This is a genomic window from Leucobacter fengyongliangi (assembly GCF_052386045.1).
Genome location: NZ_CM126356.1, coordinates 883,192 through 899,772, shown reverse-complemented (window position 1 = coordinate 899,772; position 16,581 = coordinate 883,192). Strand labels below are relative to the sequence as shown.

Below are 16,581 nucleotides of genomic sequence, written 5' to 3'. Positions count from 1 at the left end.
GAAAGCAACGCAATGAGCACATCCACCCCCACCGTTCTTTTCGTCTGCGTGCACAACGCGGGCCGTTCTCAGATGGCCGCCGGCTACCTGCGACACCTGGCAGGAGACCGAATCCAGGTGCTCTCCGCAGGATCCCTTCCTGCCGAACAGATCAACCCGGTCGCGGTCGAAGCCATGCGTGAGGAGGGCATCGACATCACCTCGGAAGCCCCCAAGGTACTGACCACCGAAGCCGTGCAGGAATCGGATGTCGTCATCACCATGGGCTGCGGAGATGTTTGTCCGGTCTTCCCAGGGAAGCGCTACGAAGACTGGGCGCTCGAAGATCCAGCAGGGCAGGGCATCGAATCCGTACGACCGATCCGCGACGACATTCGTGCGCGCATCACCCAGCTCGTGTCCGAGATCCTAGGCGCGTAAGAACGTCGGGGCACACTCACCGATTGTTCGAGCAAAGCGGTGCCGGGTCATCCCAGCCCCGATTTGCTATACCTGCACCTGGGTAACTGGCAGCGTCGAGTCGGCGCCGAAACCGAGGCCTGACGGCTCGTGACCCGCCGCAATGAGTTGCGCCCCGAGGGAGGCGATCATCGCGCCGTTGTCGGTGCACAGCGAAAGCGGCGGCACACGCAGCTCGATACCGGCCGCAGCCGCGCGCTCGGCCGCGAGCGTGCGCACGCGAGCGTTCGCGGCGACTCCCCCGCCCAGCAGCAATCGGGGCACGCCGAGATCGCGACACGCGGCGATGGCCTTTGCGGTGAGCACGTCGGCGACCGCCTCGCGAAAACTCGCGGCGACATCAGCGACAGGGACATCCCGTCCCGCGTCCTGCTCCTTCTCCACCCAGCGCGCAACCGAGGTCTTGAGCCCCGAGAACGAGAAATCGTAGCGGTGCTTCACCAGGTCCTTCGGCAAGGTCAGCCCGCGAGGAAACCTGATGGCGCAGGGATCGCCGTCGGTCGCGACCCGATCGATGTGAGGCCCGCCCGGGTAGGGCAGCCCGAGGAGCCTCGCGACCTTGTCAAACGCCTCGCCCGCGGCATCGTCGATGGTCTCACCCAGAAGCTCCACGTCGCTCACAAGGTCGCGCACGACGAGCAGTGAGGTGTGCCCACCCGAGACGAGCAACGCCACGGTCGGCAGCTCAAGTTCGCCCACGGCCCCCGCGACCTGCCGCAGCCCCGCACCCTGCAAGAGGTCTGCTCCCACGTGTCCGACCAGGTGGTTCACTGCGTAGATCGGCTTCCCAAGCGCGATCGCCAGGGCCTGCGCCGCAGACACGCCCACCATCAGCGCACCGGCGAGACCTGGCCCGGCGGTTACCGCGACGGCATCAATATCTTCCAAGCGGATCCCCGCTTCGGCCACGGCCTGTTCGATCGTGGGCCGTAGCGCCTCGAGGTGGGCACGAGCCGCCACTTCCGGCACGACCCCACCGAAGCGCGCGTGCTCATCCATCGAGGAAGCGATGGTGTTAGCCAAGAGCGTTCGCCCGCGCACGATCCCCACCCCGGTCTCGTCACAGCTTGTTTCGATACCGAGCACCAATGGCTCTGCCACGCTCACGCGCGCCCCCGTTCCGTGCGTCGCATCACAATCGCATCAACATTGCCTGGTTGGTAGTAGCGGGGGCGGACACCGATTTCTTCAAAGTCGAGTGATTGATAGAGACCGCGCGCGATGGGGTTGTCAGCACGCACCTCGAGAAACACCTCACGCACTCCGCGCTCACCCGCCGCTTGCAGTAGGGCCTCCATGACGCGTCGCCCATTGCCGCTGCCGCGTGCGCCCGGCACCACTGCGATCGTCTGAATGTCAGCGTCTGCTCCGACCGCCAGCAGCCCGCCATACCCGACAACCAGACCCGAATCGTCAACCAGCGCAAGGTACACGCGGTGATCTGCGGCCAGCTCCTCGCGCATGAGGTCACGGCTCCAGGCATCGTCACCAAAGACGGCCACCTCGATCGCCCAGATCTCGTCGAGATCCGCGATCGTGGCTGGGCGCAATACGTAGCTCTCAGAGCCCGACCTGGGCAGCGTGGGATTGGGGTCGGGGCCGACGGGACTGGCTGGGTCTGGCGGGAGCATCGGCGGAGCCGATGCGGATGGATTGTCGCGGCGCCCCGAGCCCAATGCCGCGCTGCCCGCGCTCACGCCGACACCCTCTTTGGTCCGGCCGAGGGCTTGACGTCGGGCGCGCGGAGGTAGACGGCGCGATCCGCTTCGAAGCCCCCACCACTTGCCAGCCGCCGCGCGGCGAGCTGCACGAGCCTGGCCGCGGGGATCCGCTCGGGCCAGATCTCGCCCGCGACCGGTTCATGCGCGACACGGGTGACCAGATATGGGTCTCCCCTGCGCACCGGCACCCCAACCCAGTCGAGCACACCATAGTCCGTGACGAACAGCTCCCGGCGACGCGCGTCCTGCACCACGCGCACCGAGGCCGTCGCACCAAGCTGCAGCACCGAGAGCGCAATCGCCTCGTGGCCGAGCAACGGCAAGAGCTGCACCCCGCGACCAACCGCGAACGCCTGCGCCGCCGCAATCCCAACGCGCAGACCGGTAAACGGCCCGGGGCCCATACCAGCCACGACCCCTGTTACTTCGGATCCACGCACCCCAGCAAGTTCCAACGAACGAGCAATCAGGGTACCAATCACCTCAGCATGGCCGCGGGCATCGTCGCTCACGACCTCGGCGATTCGACCCGCGTGACTCACTGCGACCGAGGTGCCCAGCGAGGTGTCAATCGCCAGAAGCACTCGATCGCCGACCTCAGGCGCGTCGATTACTCGCTCCGCGGGCGATGTCGCACTAAGTTCCGCGGGCATCGAACTCGACCCACGGCTGCCGGATTCCGTGGTGCGTGCGGCGAGGTCAGTGTTGCCATCGAGCGGTTCCGGATCATTGACACCTGGTACATACCCGCACATCAGCACACCCCTGCTTTCCACCGGTCGCCGTAGCCGGTCACCGTGACGACGCGTGGCTCTATCCCCGATTCGTCCCATTCACCGGCACCTGCCCCGGTAGGGCGCTCGATGAGCACCTCAACCCAGGAGTCGCGATCCTCGAGCATTCCGGCCCCCCATTCGGCGACCACGACTGATCGCTCAAAATCGAGGTCGAGGTCATCGAGTTCGGCGGCATCGCTGAGCCGATATGCGTCGACGTGCACCAGCGGGGGGCCACCGATAAGCGACGGGTGTGTGCGAGCGAGCACAAAGGTGGGGCTGGTCACCGGGCCGCGCACTCCGAGGCCCTCGCCAATGCCGCGGCTCAACGTCGTCTTCCCGGCCCCGAGCGGTCCGGTCAAGATCACGAGATCGCCCGCTGCGAGTTGCCCACCCAGCCGCATCCCGAGCGCGTGCATGTCGTCTGGGTCGGCGATCTCGAATCGGCGCGAGGTTGGGCCGGGTACCAGTGCCGCCCGGCCGCTGGGCACCAAGATGTCCTCGTCCGCAGTGCCGGGTACGTCGTCCAGGGCGACGCGCACCACGCGGGAGCCTATCCCGACGATGATCTCGTAATTAATGGTGCGCATCAGCTCGGCCCAAATCTCCACCGGAGGAACGCCGGTGCTCGGGTCACCGAAAAACACAACGGATTCTCCCACGCTCACCTTCCGGGCGAGGCTTCCGAGATCGATGATGCACTGGTCCATTCCGATTCGGCCCACGATCGGGCAGTGCTGCCCCGCGATCGCGACAGTGGCACCTGCCCCGTTGAGCGCGCGAGGCATACCGTCCGCGTACCCGACGGGCACGAGTGCGAGCGTCGTGTCGCCCTGCACCACGTGGTTGTACCCGTACGATACTCCAGTCCCCGCGGTCACCGGCCGCAATCCCACGATTTCAGATTTCAGCGTCATCGCCGGGATCAACCCCAAATCTGCCGATGTCCGATCGGCAAATGGGCTCAACCCGAAGACCGTGACCCCCACGCGCACCGTGTTGTAGTGGAGATGCGGAGATGAGAAGGTCGCAGCAGAGGCCGCAAGGTGTATCAGCTCGGGTTCGCACCCCGCCTGGCGCAGCATCTCGATGGCCAGATCGAATCGCGCGGCCTGGGAGCGGTCGCTTTCTTCCCCGGCGTTCGCGAGGTGACTGAAGATTCCTCTCACCCGAACGAGCCCCTCAGATTCCAACGCGGCAGCCCGCGCGAATAGCGCCTCCCACTCATCTGCAGATGCGCCGTTTCGGCTCAGGCCGGTATCGACCTTGAACTGCAGGGTGGCGACGCGACCGGAGCGCTCCGCTGCTGCGGCAAGCGCCTCGAGTTGCGAGATGTGGCTCACGCCGATCTCGATGTCGCCCTCGAGCGCGGCATCGTAGTTCGCACGCACCCCATGTAACCAGCACAGGATCGGCGCATCGATTCCGAGGTCGCGCAGCGAGAGCGCCTCCTCGAGATCCGTGACCCCAAGAAGCGCCGCGCCGCCCTCGATTGCGGCGCGCGCGGCGATTTCGGATCCGTGGCCATAGCCGTTGGCCTTGATCACCGCGATCACCTGACCGCCTGTGAACTCGCGAATCCGGCGAACGTTATGCCGAATCGCCGGCAAGGAGATCTCTGCGGTGCGCATTGAGCCGGTTCTCACGCAGCCCCCTCGCGATCGGTGATTGTCAGGTTCTCTGGAGTATCTGATGTCGACACCAGGCTCGATGTCGATTTCGGTGTTTCGAGAGTACCCGCTCCGTCCGAGACGGCCCGTGTCGACCCACCACTTTCGAGATCCGACTCGACCACCACGAAGGCCGTGGCGACCCCGGCATCGTGTGTCAGTGACAGGTGAATGCGTTGCGCCCCACGCACATGCAGCGCACGTTCGAGGGCCGCGGTGCGCAGGAAATACGGCGCGCGCTCTGCCCCTCGCCGCACCTCCATGTCCTGCCAGCTCAGGCCGGCAGATCCACCCAGAGCCTTGATGAGGGCCTCCTTCGCCGCGAACCTCGCCGCGAGCGAGCGCACCCCCAGGCCTCGTTCCTCACCAACGAAGAGGCGATCCACAAGCGCCGGCGTGCGCGCAAGCTGCCGCTCAAATCGATCGATCTGAACGGTGTCGACGCCGATGCCGTGGATCATCGGAGGCTATTCGACCGTGACCGACTTCGCGAGGTTGCGCGGCTGGTCGACATCGAGCCCCTTGGCTGTCGAGAGTTCAAGCGCGAACCACTGCAGCGGCACCACCTGCACCAACGGCTCGAATAGCGCGTCGGTGAGCGGCAGGCGAATCACGTCGTCGGCGTAGGGCAGCACAGCAGTGTCCCCCTTCTCCACGATCGCAATCACCCGGGCACCGCGCGCCCGAATCTCTTGAATGTTCGAGACGACCTTCGAGTGCATGATGGGTGACACGCGCGGGCTCGGCACGAGCACGAATACGGGCTGGCCGTGATCAATCAACGCGATGGGTCCGTGCTTCAACTCCCCCGCAGCAAATCCCTCCGCGTGAATGTAGGCGATCTCCTTGAGCTTGAGCGCGCCTTCGAGTGCCGTGGGGTACCCCACGTGTCGGCCAAGGAAGAGCACCGAGCGGGTGTCTGCCATCCAGTGTGCAAGTTGAGCGATCTGCTCGTGCGTGTCGACCGCCTCGCGGATCCGCTCGGGCAACTGCTCAAGCTGTGACACCGCGGCGGCCTCATCGGCCTCGGACAGCACTCCGCGCACGCGCCCCAGGTGCAACCCGATGAGGTACAGCGCCGTGATCTGGGCCGTGAACGCCTTCGTCGAAGCGACGGCGACCTCGGGGCCCGCGTGGGTGTACACGACCGCGTCGCTCTCACGCGGGATCGTAGCGCTCTGCGTGTTGCAGACCGAAACGTTGACCGTGCCGCGTTCCTTCGCGTACTTCACCGCCATCAGCGTGTCCATCGTTTCACCGGATTGACTGACCGAGATGACCAGGGTGCGCGAGGTTAGCACCGGGTCACGGTATCGGAACTCATGGCTGAGCTGCACCTCGACGGGCACCCGCGCCCATTGCTCGATCGCGTAGGCACCGATCTGACCCGCGTATGAGGCAGTACCGCACGCAATAATCACGATGCGATCAATGCCCGTGAGGATGTCGCTGCCCAGCTCAGTGAGTTCAGGGATCTCGACGTGACCGTCCACCACGCGACCGCGAATCGTATTCGCAACGGCATCCGGCTGCTCGGTGATTTCCTTCGCCATGAACGAGGACCAGCCACCCTTGTCGGCAGCTCCCGCATCCCAGGCAACCTCGTACTCCGAGAACTCGACGGCGTTCCCGGCGAAGTCGGTGATCCGCACCTCCTGCGGCGTGATGATCGCGATGTTGTCTTCGTCGATCGCCACCGCACGATTGGTGTAGCTCACAAACGCGGCAACATCAGACCCCAGGAAATTCTCTCCGTCGCCGAGCCCGACCACCAGCGGAGAGTTGTGCCGCGCCGCGATCACGGTCTCAGGGGTGTCTCGGTGCATGGCGAGCAGTGTAAAGGTGCCGTGCAAACGGGCGACCACGTTACGGAACGCCAGCTCAAGGTCACCAATTCGAGAAATCTCGCGACCCAGCAGCGCCGCAACAACCTCGGTGTCTGTCTCGCTGAGCAGTTCGATGCCGTCCGCCTCGACCTCGGCGCGAAGCTCAGCAAAGTTCTCAACGATTCCATTGTGGATCAGCGCCAGATTGCCGCCGTCACCCAGGTGCGGGTGCGCGTTCACATCGGTCGGCCCCCCGTGTGTAGCCCAACGGGTGTGCCCGATACCCGTGGCCGCCGCCTGCACCGGATTCTCATCAAGGAGTTCGACCAGTCGCGCAAGCTTGCCCGAACGCTTGCGCACCAACAGCTCGTCGTCGGCATCAAGCACGGCGATGCCCGCCGAGTCATAGCCCCGATATTCAAGACGCCTCAGTCCGTTGACGAGCACCTCAACGGTGTCGCCCAGGCCGACATATCCCACGATTCCACACATGCGCCCCAGTTTAGTGGCACGATGAGGAGCGATGACTGAGTACAACAACGACACTCACGCCCTGACACGGGTCGACGGGATCTCTCCCTTTATAGAGATCGGACGCGACGAATGGGCGAGGCTTGCAGGTGAGACTCCGATGCCACTCACCGAGGCCGAAGTCTCCGCATTTCGGGGGCTCGGCGAGCCGCTTGACATGGCCGAGGTGAGCGAGGTGTATCGACCACTGAGCCGACTCATCAACCAGTACGCCATCGCCGCGCGCAAGGGCCACAAACGTACGCGCCGGTTTCTGGGGCGGGGAAACGACCAGCCGACCCCGTTCGTGCTGGGCATTGCGGGTTCGGTCGCGGTCGGAAAATCGACCGTCGCACGCATCCTTCGCGACCTCCTCGCACGTTGGCCCGAGACCCCGAACGTTCAGCTGGTGACGACCGACGGGTTTCTCTACCCCAACGCCGAACTTGAGCGCCGCGGGATCTCGCACCGCAAAGGCTTTCCCGAGTCCTATGATCGACGAGCGCTGCTGCGATTCGTCTCGCAGGTGAAGGCAGGGTTTCCTGAAACCAGGGCCCCGCACTACAGCCACCTGATCTACGACATCGTTCCCGGCGAGTTCACGACGGTGCTCTCCCCAGACATCCTCATCGTCGAGGGTCTCAACGTGCTGCAACCAGCCTCGATGCAGCACCCGCTCGCTGTCTCTGACCTCTTCGACTTCTCGATCTATGTCGATGCGCGCACCTCCGACATCGAGCACTGGTTCGTCGAACGCTTTCTGCGACTCAAAGAAGATGCCTTTCGAAATCCGCACTCTCGCTTTCGGCAGTACGCGGGGCTCGAGGAAGATGAGGCCCGGGCGGTGGGGCTTGAGTTCTGGAAGAACATCAATGAACCGAACCTCATCGAAAACATTCGCCCGACACGGGCCCGGGCCTCACTCGTACTTCGCAAGGAACCCGACCACCGAGTGCAGAAGGTCTTACTTCGTAAGCTCTGAGCGGCACCAGCCTAGACTTGCAAGGTGACTGACTCCTCCCCGCAGATGCCCGCACGATCCACCGCCTTGATCGAAGCGATCAACAGCCGGGTCGTGATTGCCGACGGCGCGATGGGCACACAGCTGCAAGACGAGGCCCCCACCCTCGAGGACTTTCAGGGGCTTGAGGGGTGCAACGAGATCCTTAACGTGTCTCGTCCAGACATGATCCGCCGAATTCACGATGCCTACCTCGCCACCGGCATCGACGCGGTGGAGACGAACACCTTCGGCGCGAACTGGTCGAATCTGAGCGACTACGACATCGACGATCGCATCGAGGAACTCGCCGAGGCAGGAGCACGCATTGCCCGAGAGGCTGTGGATCACGCAGAATCGGCCGATGGCCGTGTGCGCTGGGTGCTTGGATCGATGGGACCGGGAACGAAACTCCCGAGCCTCGGGCACACGACCTACGCTCACCTGAAGGAAACGTTCGCACTGCAGGCGGAGGGACTCATCCGCGGCGGCACCGACGCGTTTCTCATTGAAACCAGCCAGGATCTGCTGCAAACCAAGTCTGCGGTTAACGGGTGCAAGCTCGCGATCGAGCGCACCGGTGTGCGGCTACCAATTTTCGTCGAGGTGACGGTTGAGACCACTGGCACGATGCTGATGGGCAGCGAGATCGGCGCTGCCCTCGCGACACTCGAGGCGCTCGACATCGACGCGATCGGTCTGAATTGCGCCACCGGCCCCGCCGAGATGAGCGAGCACCTGAGGTATCTGTCCAAGCACGCGGGCATCCCGGTGATGGCGATGCCCAACGCGGGACTCCCCCAGCTCGGCCCGAACGGTGCCGTCTACCCCCTCACTCCCGACGAGTTGGCGGTCGCCGAGGAGCAGTTCGTGCGCGAGTTCGGGCTCGGCCTCGTGGGCGGGTGCTGTGGCACCACTCCGGCGCACATGCGCGCGGTCGTCGAACGACTCGGCGGCGAGCGCCCGACTCCTCGCGAGGTCACGCACGAGGACGAGGTGGCGAGCCTCTACCAACCGGTGTCGCTCAGACAGGATGCGTCGTTCCTCGCGATCGGCGAGCGCACCAACGCGAACGGTTCGAAGGCGTTCCGTGAAGCCATGCTCGCCGAGGACTGGGATGAGTGCGTCGAGATTGCGAAGGCGCAGATCCGCGACGGAGCGCACCTGCTCGACGTGTGTATTGACTACGTCGGCCGCGACGGTGTCGCCGACGCTCGCGCCGTGGTGTCGCGCCTGGCGAGCGCGTCGACGCTGCCGATCGTCATGGATTCGACCGAGCCCGCGGTCTTGCAGGCCGGGCTCGAACTGATCGGTGGCCGCCCGGTTATTAACTCGGTGAACTTCGAAGACGGGGAGGGGCCCAAGAGTCGCTTCGCCCGCATCATGCCACTCGTCAAGGAACACGGTGCCGCAGTCATCGCGCTCACCATTGACGAGGAGGGGCAGGCGCGCACCCGTGCCGATAAGGTGCGCATCGCGTCGCGGCTCATTGACACTCTGGTCGGCCAGTGGGGCATGCGGGTCGGAGACATCATTGTGGATGCGCTGACCTTTCCGATTGCGACGGGGCAGGAGGAGACGAGACGCGACGCGATCGAGACGATCGAGGCGATCCGCGAACTCACCGCAAAATACCCGGGGCTGCACACGACGCTCGGGGTCTCGAACGTATCGTTCGGGCTCAACCCTGCCGCCCGCGTGGTGCTGAACTCGGTGTTCCTGCACGAGGCGGTGCAGGCCGGGCTCGATTCGGCGATCGTGCACGCGGCGAAGATCGTGCCGCTTGCGCAGATCGACGAGGCGCAGCGCGAGGCCGCGCTCGACCTCGTCTGGGACCGTCGTCGATACGACGACGCGGGCAACCTCACCTACGATCCGCTGTCGCGCGTGCTCGACCTCTTTTCCGATGTGGATCTCGCCTCCATGCGCGATCAGCGCGCAGCCGAGCTCGCCGCACTTCCGGTGACCGAACGCCTCGAACGTCGCATCATCGACGGAGACCAGAAGGGTCTCGAGGGCGACCTTGAGCTGGCACTCGCTGAGGGACAGACCGCGCTCGGCATCATCAATGACACCCTGCTCGCGGGCATGAAGACCGTCGGTGAGCGCTTCGGCGCGGGCGAAATGCAGCTGCCGTTCGTGCTGCAGTCGGCTGAGACGATGAAGAAGTCGGTTGCGCTGCTCGAGCCGCACATGGAGAAGCTCGAGGCCGGCGAAAAGGCACAGTCCAACGGCACGATGGTGATCGCAACCGTGCGGGGCGACGTGCACGACATCGGGAAAAACCTCGTCGACATCATCCTGACAAACAACGGCTACACGGTCATTAACCTGGGTATCAAGCAGCCGATCAGCGAGATCATCAAGGCAGCAGAAGAGCACGATGCCGACGTGATCGGCATGAGTGGCCTGCTCGTGAAGTCCACCGTCGTGATGAAGGAAAACCTGCAGGAATTGAATTCTCGCGGTCTTGCGAAGCGTTGGCCCGTGATCCTCGGCGGTGCGGCACTCACCCGCGCATTCGTCGAGGACGACCTCGCGGAGCTCTTCGACGGCGAGGTGCGATACGCGAAGGATGCCTTCGAGGGGCTCGATCTCATGGCGCCGCTCGTGCGTGTCGCCCGCGGCGAGGATGCCGGCGAGGTTGGGCTCCCACCCCTGAAGAAGCGGATCCACCGCGCCGGGTCAAAGCTCACCCTGACCGAGCCCGAGAACCTCCCCACCCGCAGCGACGTCGCCACCGACAACCCGGTGCCCGTGCCACCGATCTGGGGCACCCGCATCGTGAAGGGCGTTCCACTCGCGGACTACGCTGCCCTGCTCGACGAGCGCGCCGTGTTTATGGGCCAGTGGGGCCTGAAGTCCGGCCGCGGTGAGGGCGGTCTGAGCTACGAAGAGCTGGTTGCCCGCGAGGGCCGGCCCAGGCTGCGATCCTGGCTTGACCGCATGCAGACCGAGGGCATGCTCGATGCCTCGGTGGTCTACGGTTATTTCCCGGCCTACAGCGAAGGAAACGACGTGGTGGTGTTGCATCACGGTGAGCAGGGTGGCGTGCTGGCCCCCGACGGTGGATCAGGGGGGACCCCCGGAGCCGAACGGCTGCGCTTCACGTTCCCGAGGCAGCGGCGAGATCGTCACCTGTGTCTCGCGGACTTTATCAGGTCGAAGGAATCGGGCGAGACCGACGTGTTCTCCGCCCAGCTCGTGACGGTCGGAGCGCGCGTCGACGAGCACACGGCGAAGCTCTTCGCGGGCGATAAGTATCGCGAGTACATGGAGCTGCACGGCCTCGCCGTACAACTCACCGAGTCGCTCGCCGAATACTGGCACAGCCGGGTGCGCACCGAACTCGGCTTCGGGTCGGAAGAACCCACCGACATCGAGGGGTACTTCAAACTGCGCTACCGGGGTGCCCGGTTCTCGCTGGGCTACCCGGCGTGCCCCGATATGGCGGATCGGCGCAAGGTCGTCGAACTGCTGCGCCCGGAGCGTATCGGCGTCACCCTGTCTGAAGAGCTGCAGTTGCACCCCGAACAGTCGACGGACGCATTCGTGTTTCACCACCCCGAGGCGAAGTACTTCTCTGTCTAAGCCCCATCTTCGTCTCAGGGTGCCTTATTTGCGCAAATAGGGCACCCTGGGACGAACAAGGCACCGGGAGAATGGGAGCGACGGCGTTACTGTCGACGCGCGAGTGCGGAGCGGCGCAGTGCCGCCAGCACCGGTCGACCGATCAGAAGAATGCCCACGGCCGTGGTGATCGCGCGCACCGTGTCCCACGTCAGCGTGGAGGTGATGAACGAGTAGCTCAGGAACCGCACCAGATTGGCCCCGGCCCCGGCATCCGAAACATATGAAATACTCGTGTCGCTGCCTACCGCAAAGGGCCAGAACCAAACGTTCATGAGTAGCCCAAAGGCGTATGAGGCGAGTACCCCGTAGATCGCGAGCAAGGCCAGTTCCGGCCACCTGGTGCGGGATCCGGCGAGCCGCCGCCCGCCGGGGATCAGGCCCGCGACGGCCCCCACCCATCCTGCGGCAAACACCTGAAACGGCAGCCACGGGCCGACACCACCCCACAGTAGCGATGAGCCCAGCATTACTGTGGCTCCGAGGAGAAACCCAAAGCGGGGCCCAAACGCGCGGCCAGCCAGAATCAGCAGGATGAGAGCGGTCTCGAAACCACCGAACCCTGTTCCGAGGAAACGCATGACCATCCCAACCGCGGTCAGGGTTCCGAGCATGGCAACGAACATCGCGCCGGAGGCACCATCAGACAGCGCAACGATCACCGCCGCCGCAAGCACGACAATCATGGCAAGTGCGAGAGCAGGGATCGCGCCACGCGCGTCTCCGGGAACGGCCGCCGCTAGAAACGGCCAGGTGAAAGCGGCCAGCGCACCGAGACTGACCAGCACGAGGAGCGCTGCGGCAAACACCCGAGATAGCGGTCGGGAGCGCCTGAAGGTGCGAGCGCCCGGTGCCCGGCTGCCAGAGGTGTGTCGACCCCGCAGCGACTTCTCCGCTGACGAGGCCTTGGGCACGCGGCCGCTCACGAGATCTTCCCGTCAGCCAGGCGCAGCCCGCGAACCGAGGCCCCAGCGCGTGCCAGCAAGCCTGCGAATTCGTCGTCGTGGGTCGCGAGGAGCACCGCGGCGCCCGTGGAGGCGTGCGCTGTCAGGAGTTCGGCCAGACGTCGCCGAGCGGCAAGATCAAGACCGCGCGTCGGCTCATCGAGCAGCAGCACTCGCGGCGCAGCAGAGAGTTGCACTGCAATGGCCAACGCGAGCCGGGTGCCCGCCGAAGCGTCGCGCGGGTGGGTGTGAGGCGCGGGGGGCACCGCGGGCCGGGCAATCAGCGCGGCGAATCGGCGCGATGTGGTGCCCCGCGGCGCACCCGCTCGACGATCAGCAAAGTCACACTCGGCCTCGATGGTCTCACGAATCAGGAGGTCATCGACCCGGTGCGGCACCAGGGCGACACCGGCCGCCCGACTTCCGCCGCGTGCCCCCGGCGGAAGTGCGATGTCTTCGAGCAGACTGGTCTTCCCGCTCCCGTTCGCGCCCCGCAATACGACGATTTCACCCGGGTGCACGGCGAGGTCGTCAAGTCGGAACAACTCGTTCCCTCCGCGCGAGACCACCAGGTCGCGCGCGAGTAGGATCAGATCACGTCGAGGTGGGGCGTTACCCGTACTCGCGGCACCCGAAGCGCTCGGGCCCGCAGTCGGCACAACGAGGTCAGCCATCTGCGCCGAATCGGCAGAACCGAGACAAGGCTTCACGGCGACCACCCGCCCATGGTCAAGGCGAAGCCACTGTGTCGGCATCGCGGTCGGGAGATCAGCGAGGGCGGCCTGGCGGTGCTCGGCAATCAGCACCGCGCACCCCTGCGCGAGCAGCGCATGCAGCGCGCTCCGCACCACGGTGACCGAGTGCGGGTCGAGGTCGGCGATTGGCTCATCGAGCACGAGCACCCGCGGCCTGGCCGCCACCGCAGCGGCAAGCGCGAGTCGTGTCGCCTCACCCGCGCTGAGCGTACCCGGTTCTCGCCCAGACAAAGGCTCAAGCCCGAATAGGCGCATGGAGGAGTCGACTGCCTCCGCAAGCGCGGCACCAGTGAGGCCTTGGCTTCGAGGGCCGAACTCCAACTCAGCACGCACGGTCTCCGCGAGAAACGAGTGTTCAACACGCTGCGGCACGTGTGCGAGGTCACCCGCCACCCGGGCGGGGCGCGGATCCACTCCTTCGCCCAGCACGGTGACACCAGCAATACGCACGGTCCCCGTGACCTCGCCGCCGGTGTAGCCGGGAGTGAGCCCAGCAAGCACCGCGAGAAGACTCGACTTTCCGCACCCCGTTGGCCCGGTGATGAAGGTGAGCTCCCCCGCACGGAGCTCAAGTGAAGCTCGAACGAGAACTTCACGTTCCCCATACCGCACACTGACCTCCTCGACGGCCACGAGCGGATCAACATCGTGCTCAGCTCGCACTCGAGAACGGAGCTTTGCCCCGTACCCGCGCAGCTCCATCGAGGCACCCAGGGTGGTCGCACGCTCGACCGCCTGCTCAAGCACAGGAATGAGCAGTCTCGGCCCCCGTCGCTCCCCCCGCATGCGAGCTGCGCGATCCACTCGGTGACCTGCGACCAGCAGAGCTGGCACACTGCCGAGGGCGAGCGCAAGTGCGGTAGCGATGGGCACGAACGCTTGCGGCGAGCGTGCCAGGAGAGTGCGCGCATCGGCCAGCGCATTGGCCGCGCCAAAGACCACAAAGACCACTGCGAATCGAGTGGCATCGGTCAATGTGGTGAGGAGTTGGTCGAGCGTGAGCGCACCGAAGAGCGAGACACCCGCAAACGGCCCTCCGAGTGGGATCACCGGGAGGCTGAGCAGCACGATCGCGGATTCGGGCGGCGGCAGAACTGGAGCGAACAGCACTCGGTAGGCAACCCGCAGAGCGACAAAGATAATCGCACCCCACACGCCGAGCCTGAGCGCGGGGGCGTGAATTCGTCCGGTGGCGAGGCACGCGAGCAGGGCGACAGTGATAATGCCGAGCTGCCACCAGGGCGCGGGTGCGATCGCACCTGCGACTGCGACGAACGTAGCCAGCGCCCAGATGAGCCCGGGTCGGGCCAATTCGGCGCCGCGTGGAGGCAGCGCCCCCGCGCCAGTATCGACAGCCGGGGAGGCGCGCATCACCTAGGCTGCGGGAAGTTGCGGCTCGGTGGTGTCACCGAACTGCCACGAGAATGCGATGCCTTGGCCCGGCTCGACCAGTTGGGTTGCGGCGCCCTCCTGCGCGTAATCCCACCCATTGCCCAGATCCACAAATAGGCCCCAGTAGGCCCACACCGGACCCATGGCCGTGCAGTCCTCGGTATAGCTTTGCCCGGAATAGCTCAGCTGAAGGTCAGCCGCGGGCGCGCCTCCGACTCGACAAATCGATCCGGGAAATGCCTGACCCTCAGTGAGTTCGACGCTTGCAAGCTCGAATGCCTGCACCGCGGTAATGGGCTCGTCGGTATCAACGCATTCCGTGATGCCGTCGATGTCGAGGCTGCCAAATTCGACAACTACCGAGACACCTGCGCATTCCTCGGTTGCGGGCCCGGTCGTTGAGGTGGGCTCGGAATCAGCGGTCACCCCAGCAGAGCCCGCGCCACAGCCCGTCATCACAAGAGATACCCCGAGAAGTGCAACGGCCCCGAATACCCGAGAGGGGCGCCGCGAAGATGAGGTGGTCATGGTTCTCCTAGATTGCGAGCCGGGTACGAACGATCTCGGCGAGGTCGTCGGCAAGCTCCTGTGCCTGCGACTCGCTCTCTGCTTCGACCATGACGCGCACAACGGGCTCGGTGCCCGAGGGGCGCAGCAGAACGCGACCTCGACCTTCCAACGCTATCTCTGCTTGCGTCACCGCTCGCTGCAGCACGCCATCTGCCGAAACCTTGCTGCGATCCACCCCGCGTACGTTCACAAGAACCTGGGGGTACACGGTCATGCAGCCTGCCAGCTCGGCGATCGTCTTTCCGGTGCGCACGATCTCCGCGGCAAGGTGAAGACCGGTGAGGATCCCATCTCCGGTGGTGGCGTAGTCACTCATGATGACGTGTCCGGACTGCTCACCGCCCAGCGAGTAGCCGTGCGCGTTCAGTTTTTCGAGCACGTATCGATCACCGACCCCGGTCTCGACCACGTCAATGCCGTTGTTCGCCATCGCGAGTCTGAGGCCAAGATTACTCATTACCGTGGCGACCAACGTATTCTGCACGAGCTTGCCGCGGCTTGCCATGGAAAGGGCAAGAATCGCCATGATTCGGTCGCCGTCGATCACTTCACCATCGGCGTCAACAGCAAGGCACCGATCTGCATCGCCGTCGTGTGCGATCCCGAGGTCGGCACCGGTTTCGCGAACCTTGGCGATCAGTGGGCCGAGGTGGGTGGAACCAATCCCATCGTTGATGTTGAAACCATCAGGGGCGTTGCCGATCACCGTGACGCGAGCACCCGCGTCAGTGAAGACATCGGGTGAGATGCCTGCGGCTGCTCCGTGGGCACAGTCGAGCACCACGTGTATGCCCGCCAGACTGAGACCATCGAGAGTGCCCAGAAGATGCACCAGGTAGCGGTCCTCGGCGTCTGCAAACCGGCGGATCCGACCGACCTCGCGGCCGGTGAATCCTCCGTGCGGGCGCCCCAACTCGGCTTCGATCTCGTCTTCCACCTCGTCGGCGAGCTTGCGCCCGCCCGCGGCAAAGAACTTGATCCCGTTGTCTGCCGCCGGGTTATGGGAAGCCGAAACCATCACCCCAAAGTCAGCCCCGGAGTCTGCGACCAGGTATGCCGCAGCGGGGGTAGGAATGACGCCAGCCTCGAGCACATCGACCCCAGCAGAAGCGAGCCCCGCCGCCACCGCGGCAGAAATGAACTCGCCCGAGACTCGGGGGTCGCGGGCAACAACGGCGACCGCGCGGCGGCTTTCCGCACGCGCGGCGCGACCGAGCACGAATGCCGCAGACTGAGCGAGGCCCAGGGCCAGCTCGGCGGTCACATCGACCCCAGCCAGGCCCCGGACCCCGTCCGTGCCAAATAGGCGAACCATAGTTCGGGCGTTG

The 16,581-nt window shown here is 65.2% G+C and carries 12 protein-coding genes and 1 pseudogene; 3 read left to right on the top strand and 10 right to left on the bottom strand.

Going from position 1 to position 16,581, the window contains the following annotated elements; genetic code table 11:
* Positions 1-12 precede the first annotated feature (12 nt).
* On the top strand, positions 13-420 hold the full coding sequence (locus ACTNFK_RS04230) for an arsenate reductase ArsC (RefSeq protein WP_435936196.1): 408 nt from the start codon (positions 13-15) through the stop codon (positions 418-420).
* A gap of 66 nt (positions 421-486) precedes the next feature.
* On the opposite strand, the gene tsaD is transcribed toward ACTNFK_RS04230, so the two are convergent.
* The 6 genes and pseudogenes from tsaD to glmS form a co-directional block, all read right to left on the bottom strand.
* Positions 487-1,566, bottom strand: coding sequence for a tRNA (adenosine(37)-N6)-threonylcarbamoyltransferase complex transferase subunit TsaD (tsaD, locus tag ACTNFK_RS04225; protein WP_435936195.1), 1,080 nt, complete (start codon positions 1,564-1,566; stop codon positions 487-489).
* Positions 1,563-2,156, bottom strand: a complete 594-nt coding sequence (gene rimI, locus ACTNFK_RS04220) for a ribosomal protein S18-alanine N-acetyltransferase (RefSeq protein WP_435936194.1) — start codon at positions 2,154-2,156, stop codon at positions 1,563-1,565. The genes tsaD and rimI overlap by 4 nt, the downstream gene beginning before the upstream one ends.
* Positions 2,153-2,935, bottom strand: coding sequence for a tRNA (adenosine(37)-N6)-threonylcarbamoyltransferase complex dimerization subunit type 1 TsaB (gene tsaB, locus ACTNFK_RS04215; protein ID WP_435936193.1), 783 nt, complete (start codon positions 2,933-2,935; stop codon positions 2,153-2,155). Before tsaB ends, rimI begins: the two co-directional genes overlap by 4 nt.
* A complete protein-coding gene (gene alr / locus ACTNFK_RS04210) occupies positions 2,935-4,587 on the bottom strand; it encodes an alanine racemase (protein WP_435936192.1) in 1,653 nt (550 codons plus the stop codon). The genes tsaB and alr overlap by 1 nt, the downstream gene beginning before the upstream one ends.
* A gap of 149 nt (positions 4,588-4,736) precedes the next feature.
* A pseudogene (locus ACTNFK_RS04205) lies at positions 4,737-5,087 on the bottom strand (holo-ACP synthase); the annotation flags it as partial.
* Positions 5,088-5,093: 6 nt separating this feature from the next.
* Complete coding sequence (gene glmS, locus ACTNFK_RS04200; protein ID WP_435936191.1) at positions 5,094-6,944, bottom strand: glutamine--fructose-6-phosphate transaminase (isomerizing); 1,851 nt, start codon at positions 6,942-6,944, stop codon at positions 5,094-5,096.
* Between the two features lie 31 nt (positions 6,945-6,975).
* Between glmS and coaA the strand changes: the two genes are divergently transcribed.
* Both coaA and metH read left to right on the top strand, forming a co-directional pair.
* Entirely contained in the window at positions 6,976-7,944 is a 969-nt protein-coding gene (gene coaA / locus ACTNFK_RS04195; protein WP_435936190.1) for a type I pantothenate kinase, read from the top strand.
* 45 nt (positions 7,945-7,989) lie between these two features.
* Positions 7,990-11,553: a methionine synthase gene (metH, locus tag ACTNFK_RS04190; protein WP_435936270.1), complete on the top strand. Its 3,564-nt coding sequence runs from the start codon at positions 7,990-7,992 to the stop codon at positions 11,551-11,553.
* 86 nt (positions 11,554-11,639) lie between these two features.
* On the opposite strand, the gene ACTNFK_RS04185 is transcribed toward metH, so the two are convergent.
* From ACTNFK_RS04185 to glmM, 4 genes are read right to left on the bottom strand one after another with little or no spacing between them, the layout of a single operon-like run.
* Positions 11,640-12,518, bottom strand: a complete 879-nt coding sequence (locus ACTNFK_RS04185; protein WP_435936189.1) for an ECF transporter S component — start codon at positions 12,516-12,518, stop codon at positions 11,640-11,642.
* Positions 12,515-14,662: an ATP-binding cassette domain-containing protein gene (locus ACTNFK_RS04180; protein WP_435936188.1), complete on the bottom strand. Its 2,148-nt coding sequence runs from the start codon at positions 14,660-14,662 to the stop codon at positions 12,515-12,517. Before ACTNFK_RS04180 ends, ACTNFK_RS04185 begins: the two co-directional genes overlap by 4 nt.
* 3 nt (positions 14,663-14,665) lie before the next feature.
* A complete protein-coding gene (locus ACTNFK_RS04175) occupies positions 14,666-15,211 on the bottom strand; it encodes a hypothetical protein (protein WP_435936187.1) in 546 nt (181 codons plus the stop codon).
* 7 nt (positions 15,212-15,218) lie between these two features.
* Positions 15,219-16,568: a phosphoglucosamine mutase gene (gene glmM / locus ACTNFK_RS04170; RefSeq protein WP_435936186.1), complete on the bottom strand. Its 1,350-nt coding sequence runs from the start codon at positions 16,566-16,568 to the stop codon at positions 15,219-15,221.
* Positions 16,569-16,581: the final 13 nt, after the last annotated feature.

Bases quoted from the DNA above. Each gene is read 5' to 3' on its own strand.
- glmS (WP_435936191.1), bottom strand. From the start codon at position 6,944: ATGTGTGGAATCGTGGGATATGTCGGCCTGGGCGACACCGTTGAGGTG.
- metH (WP_435936270.1), top strand. From the start codon at position 7,990: ATGCCCGCACGATCCACCGCCTTGATCGAAGCGATCAACAGCCGGGTC.
- ACTNFK_RS04180 (WP_435936188.1), bottom strand. From the start codon at position 14,662: ATGCGCGCCTCCCCGGCTGTCGATACTGGCGCGGGGGCGCTGCCTCCA.
- glmM (WP_435936186.1), bottom strand. From the start codon at position 16,568: ATGGTTCGCCTATTTGGCACGGACGGGGTCCGGGGCCTGGCTGGGGTC.
- alr (WP_435936192.1), bottom strand. From the start codon at position 4,587: ATGCGCACCGCAGAGATCTCCTTGCCGGCGATTCGGCATAACGTTCGC.
- coaA (WP_435936190.1), top strand. From the start codon at position 6,976: ATGACTGAGTACAACAACGACACTCACGCCCTGACACGGGTCGACGGG.
- ACTNFK_RS04175 (WP_435936187.1), bottom strand. From the start codon at position 15,211: ATGACCACCTCATCTTCGCGGCGCCCCTCTCGGGTATTCGGGGCCGTT.
- tsaB (WP_435936193.1), bottom strand. From the start codon at position 2,935: ATGTGCGGGTATGTACCAGGTGTCAATGATCCGGAACCGCTCGATGGC.
- ACTNFK_RS04230 (WP_435936196.1), top strand. From the start codon at position 13: ATGAGCACATCCACCCCCACCGTTCTTTTCGTCTGCGTGCACAACGCG.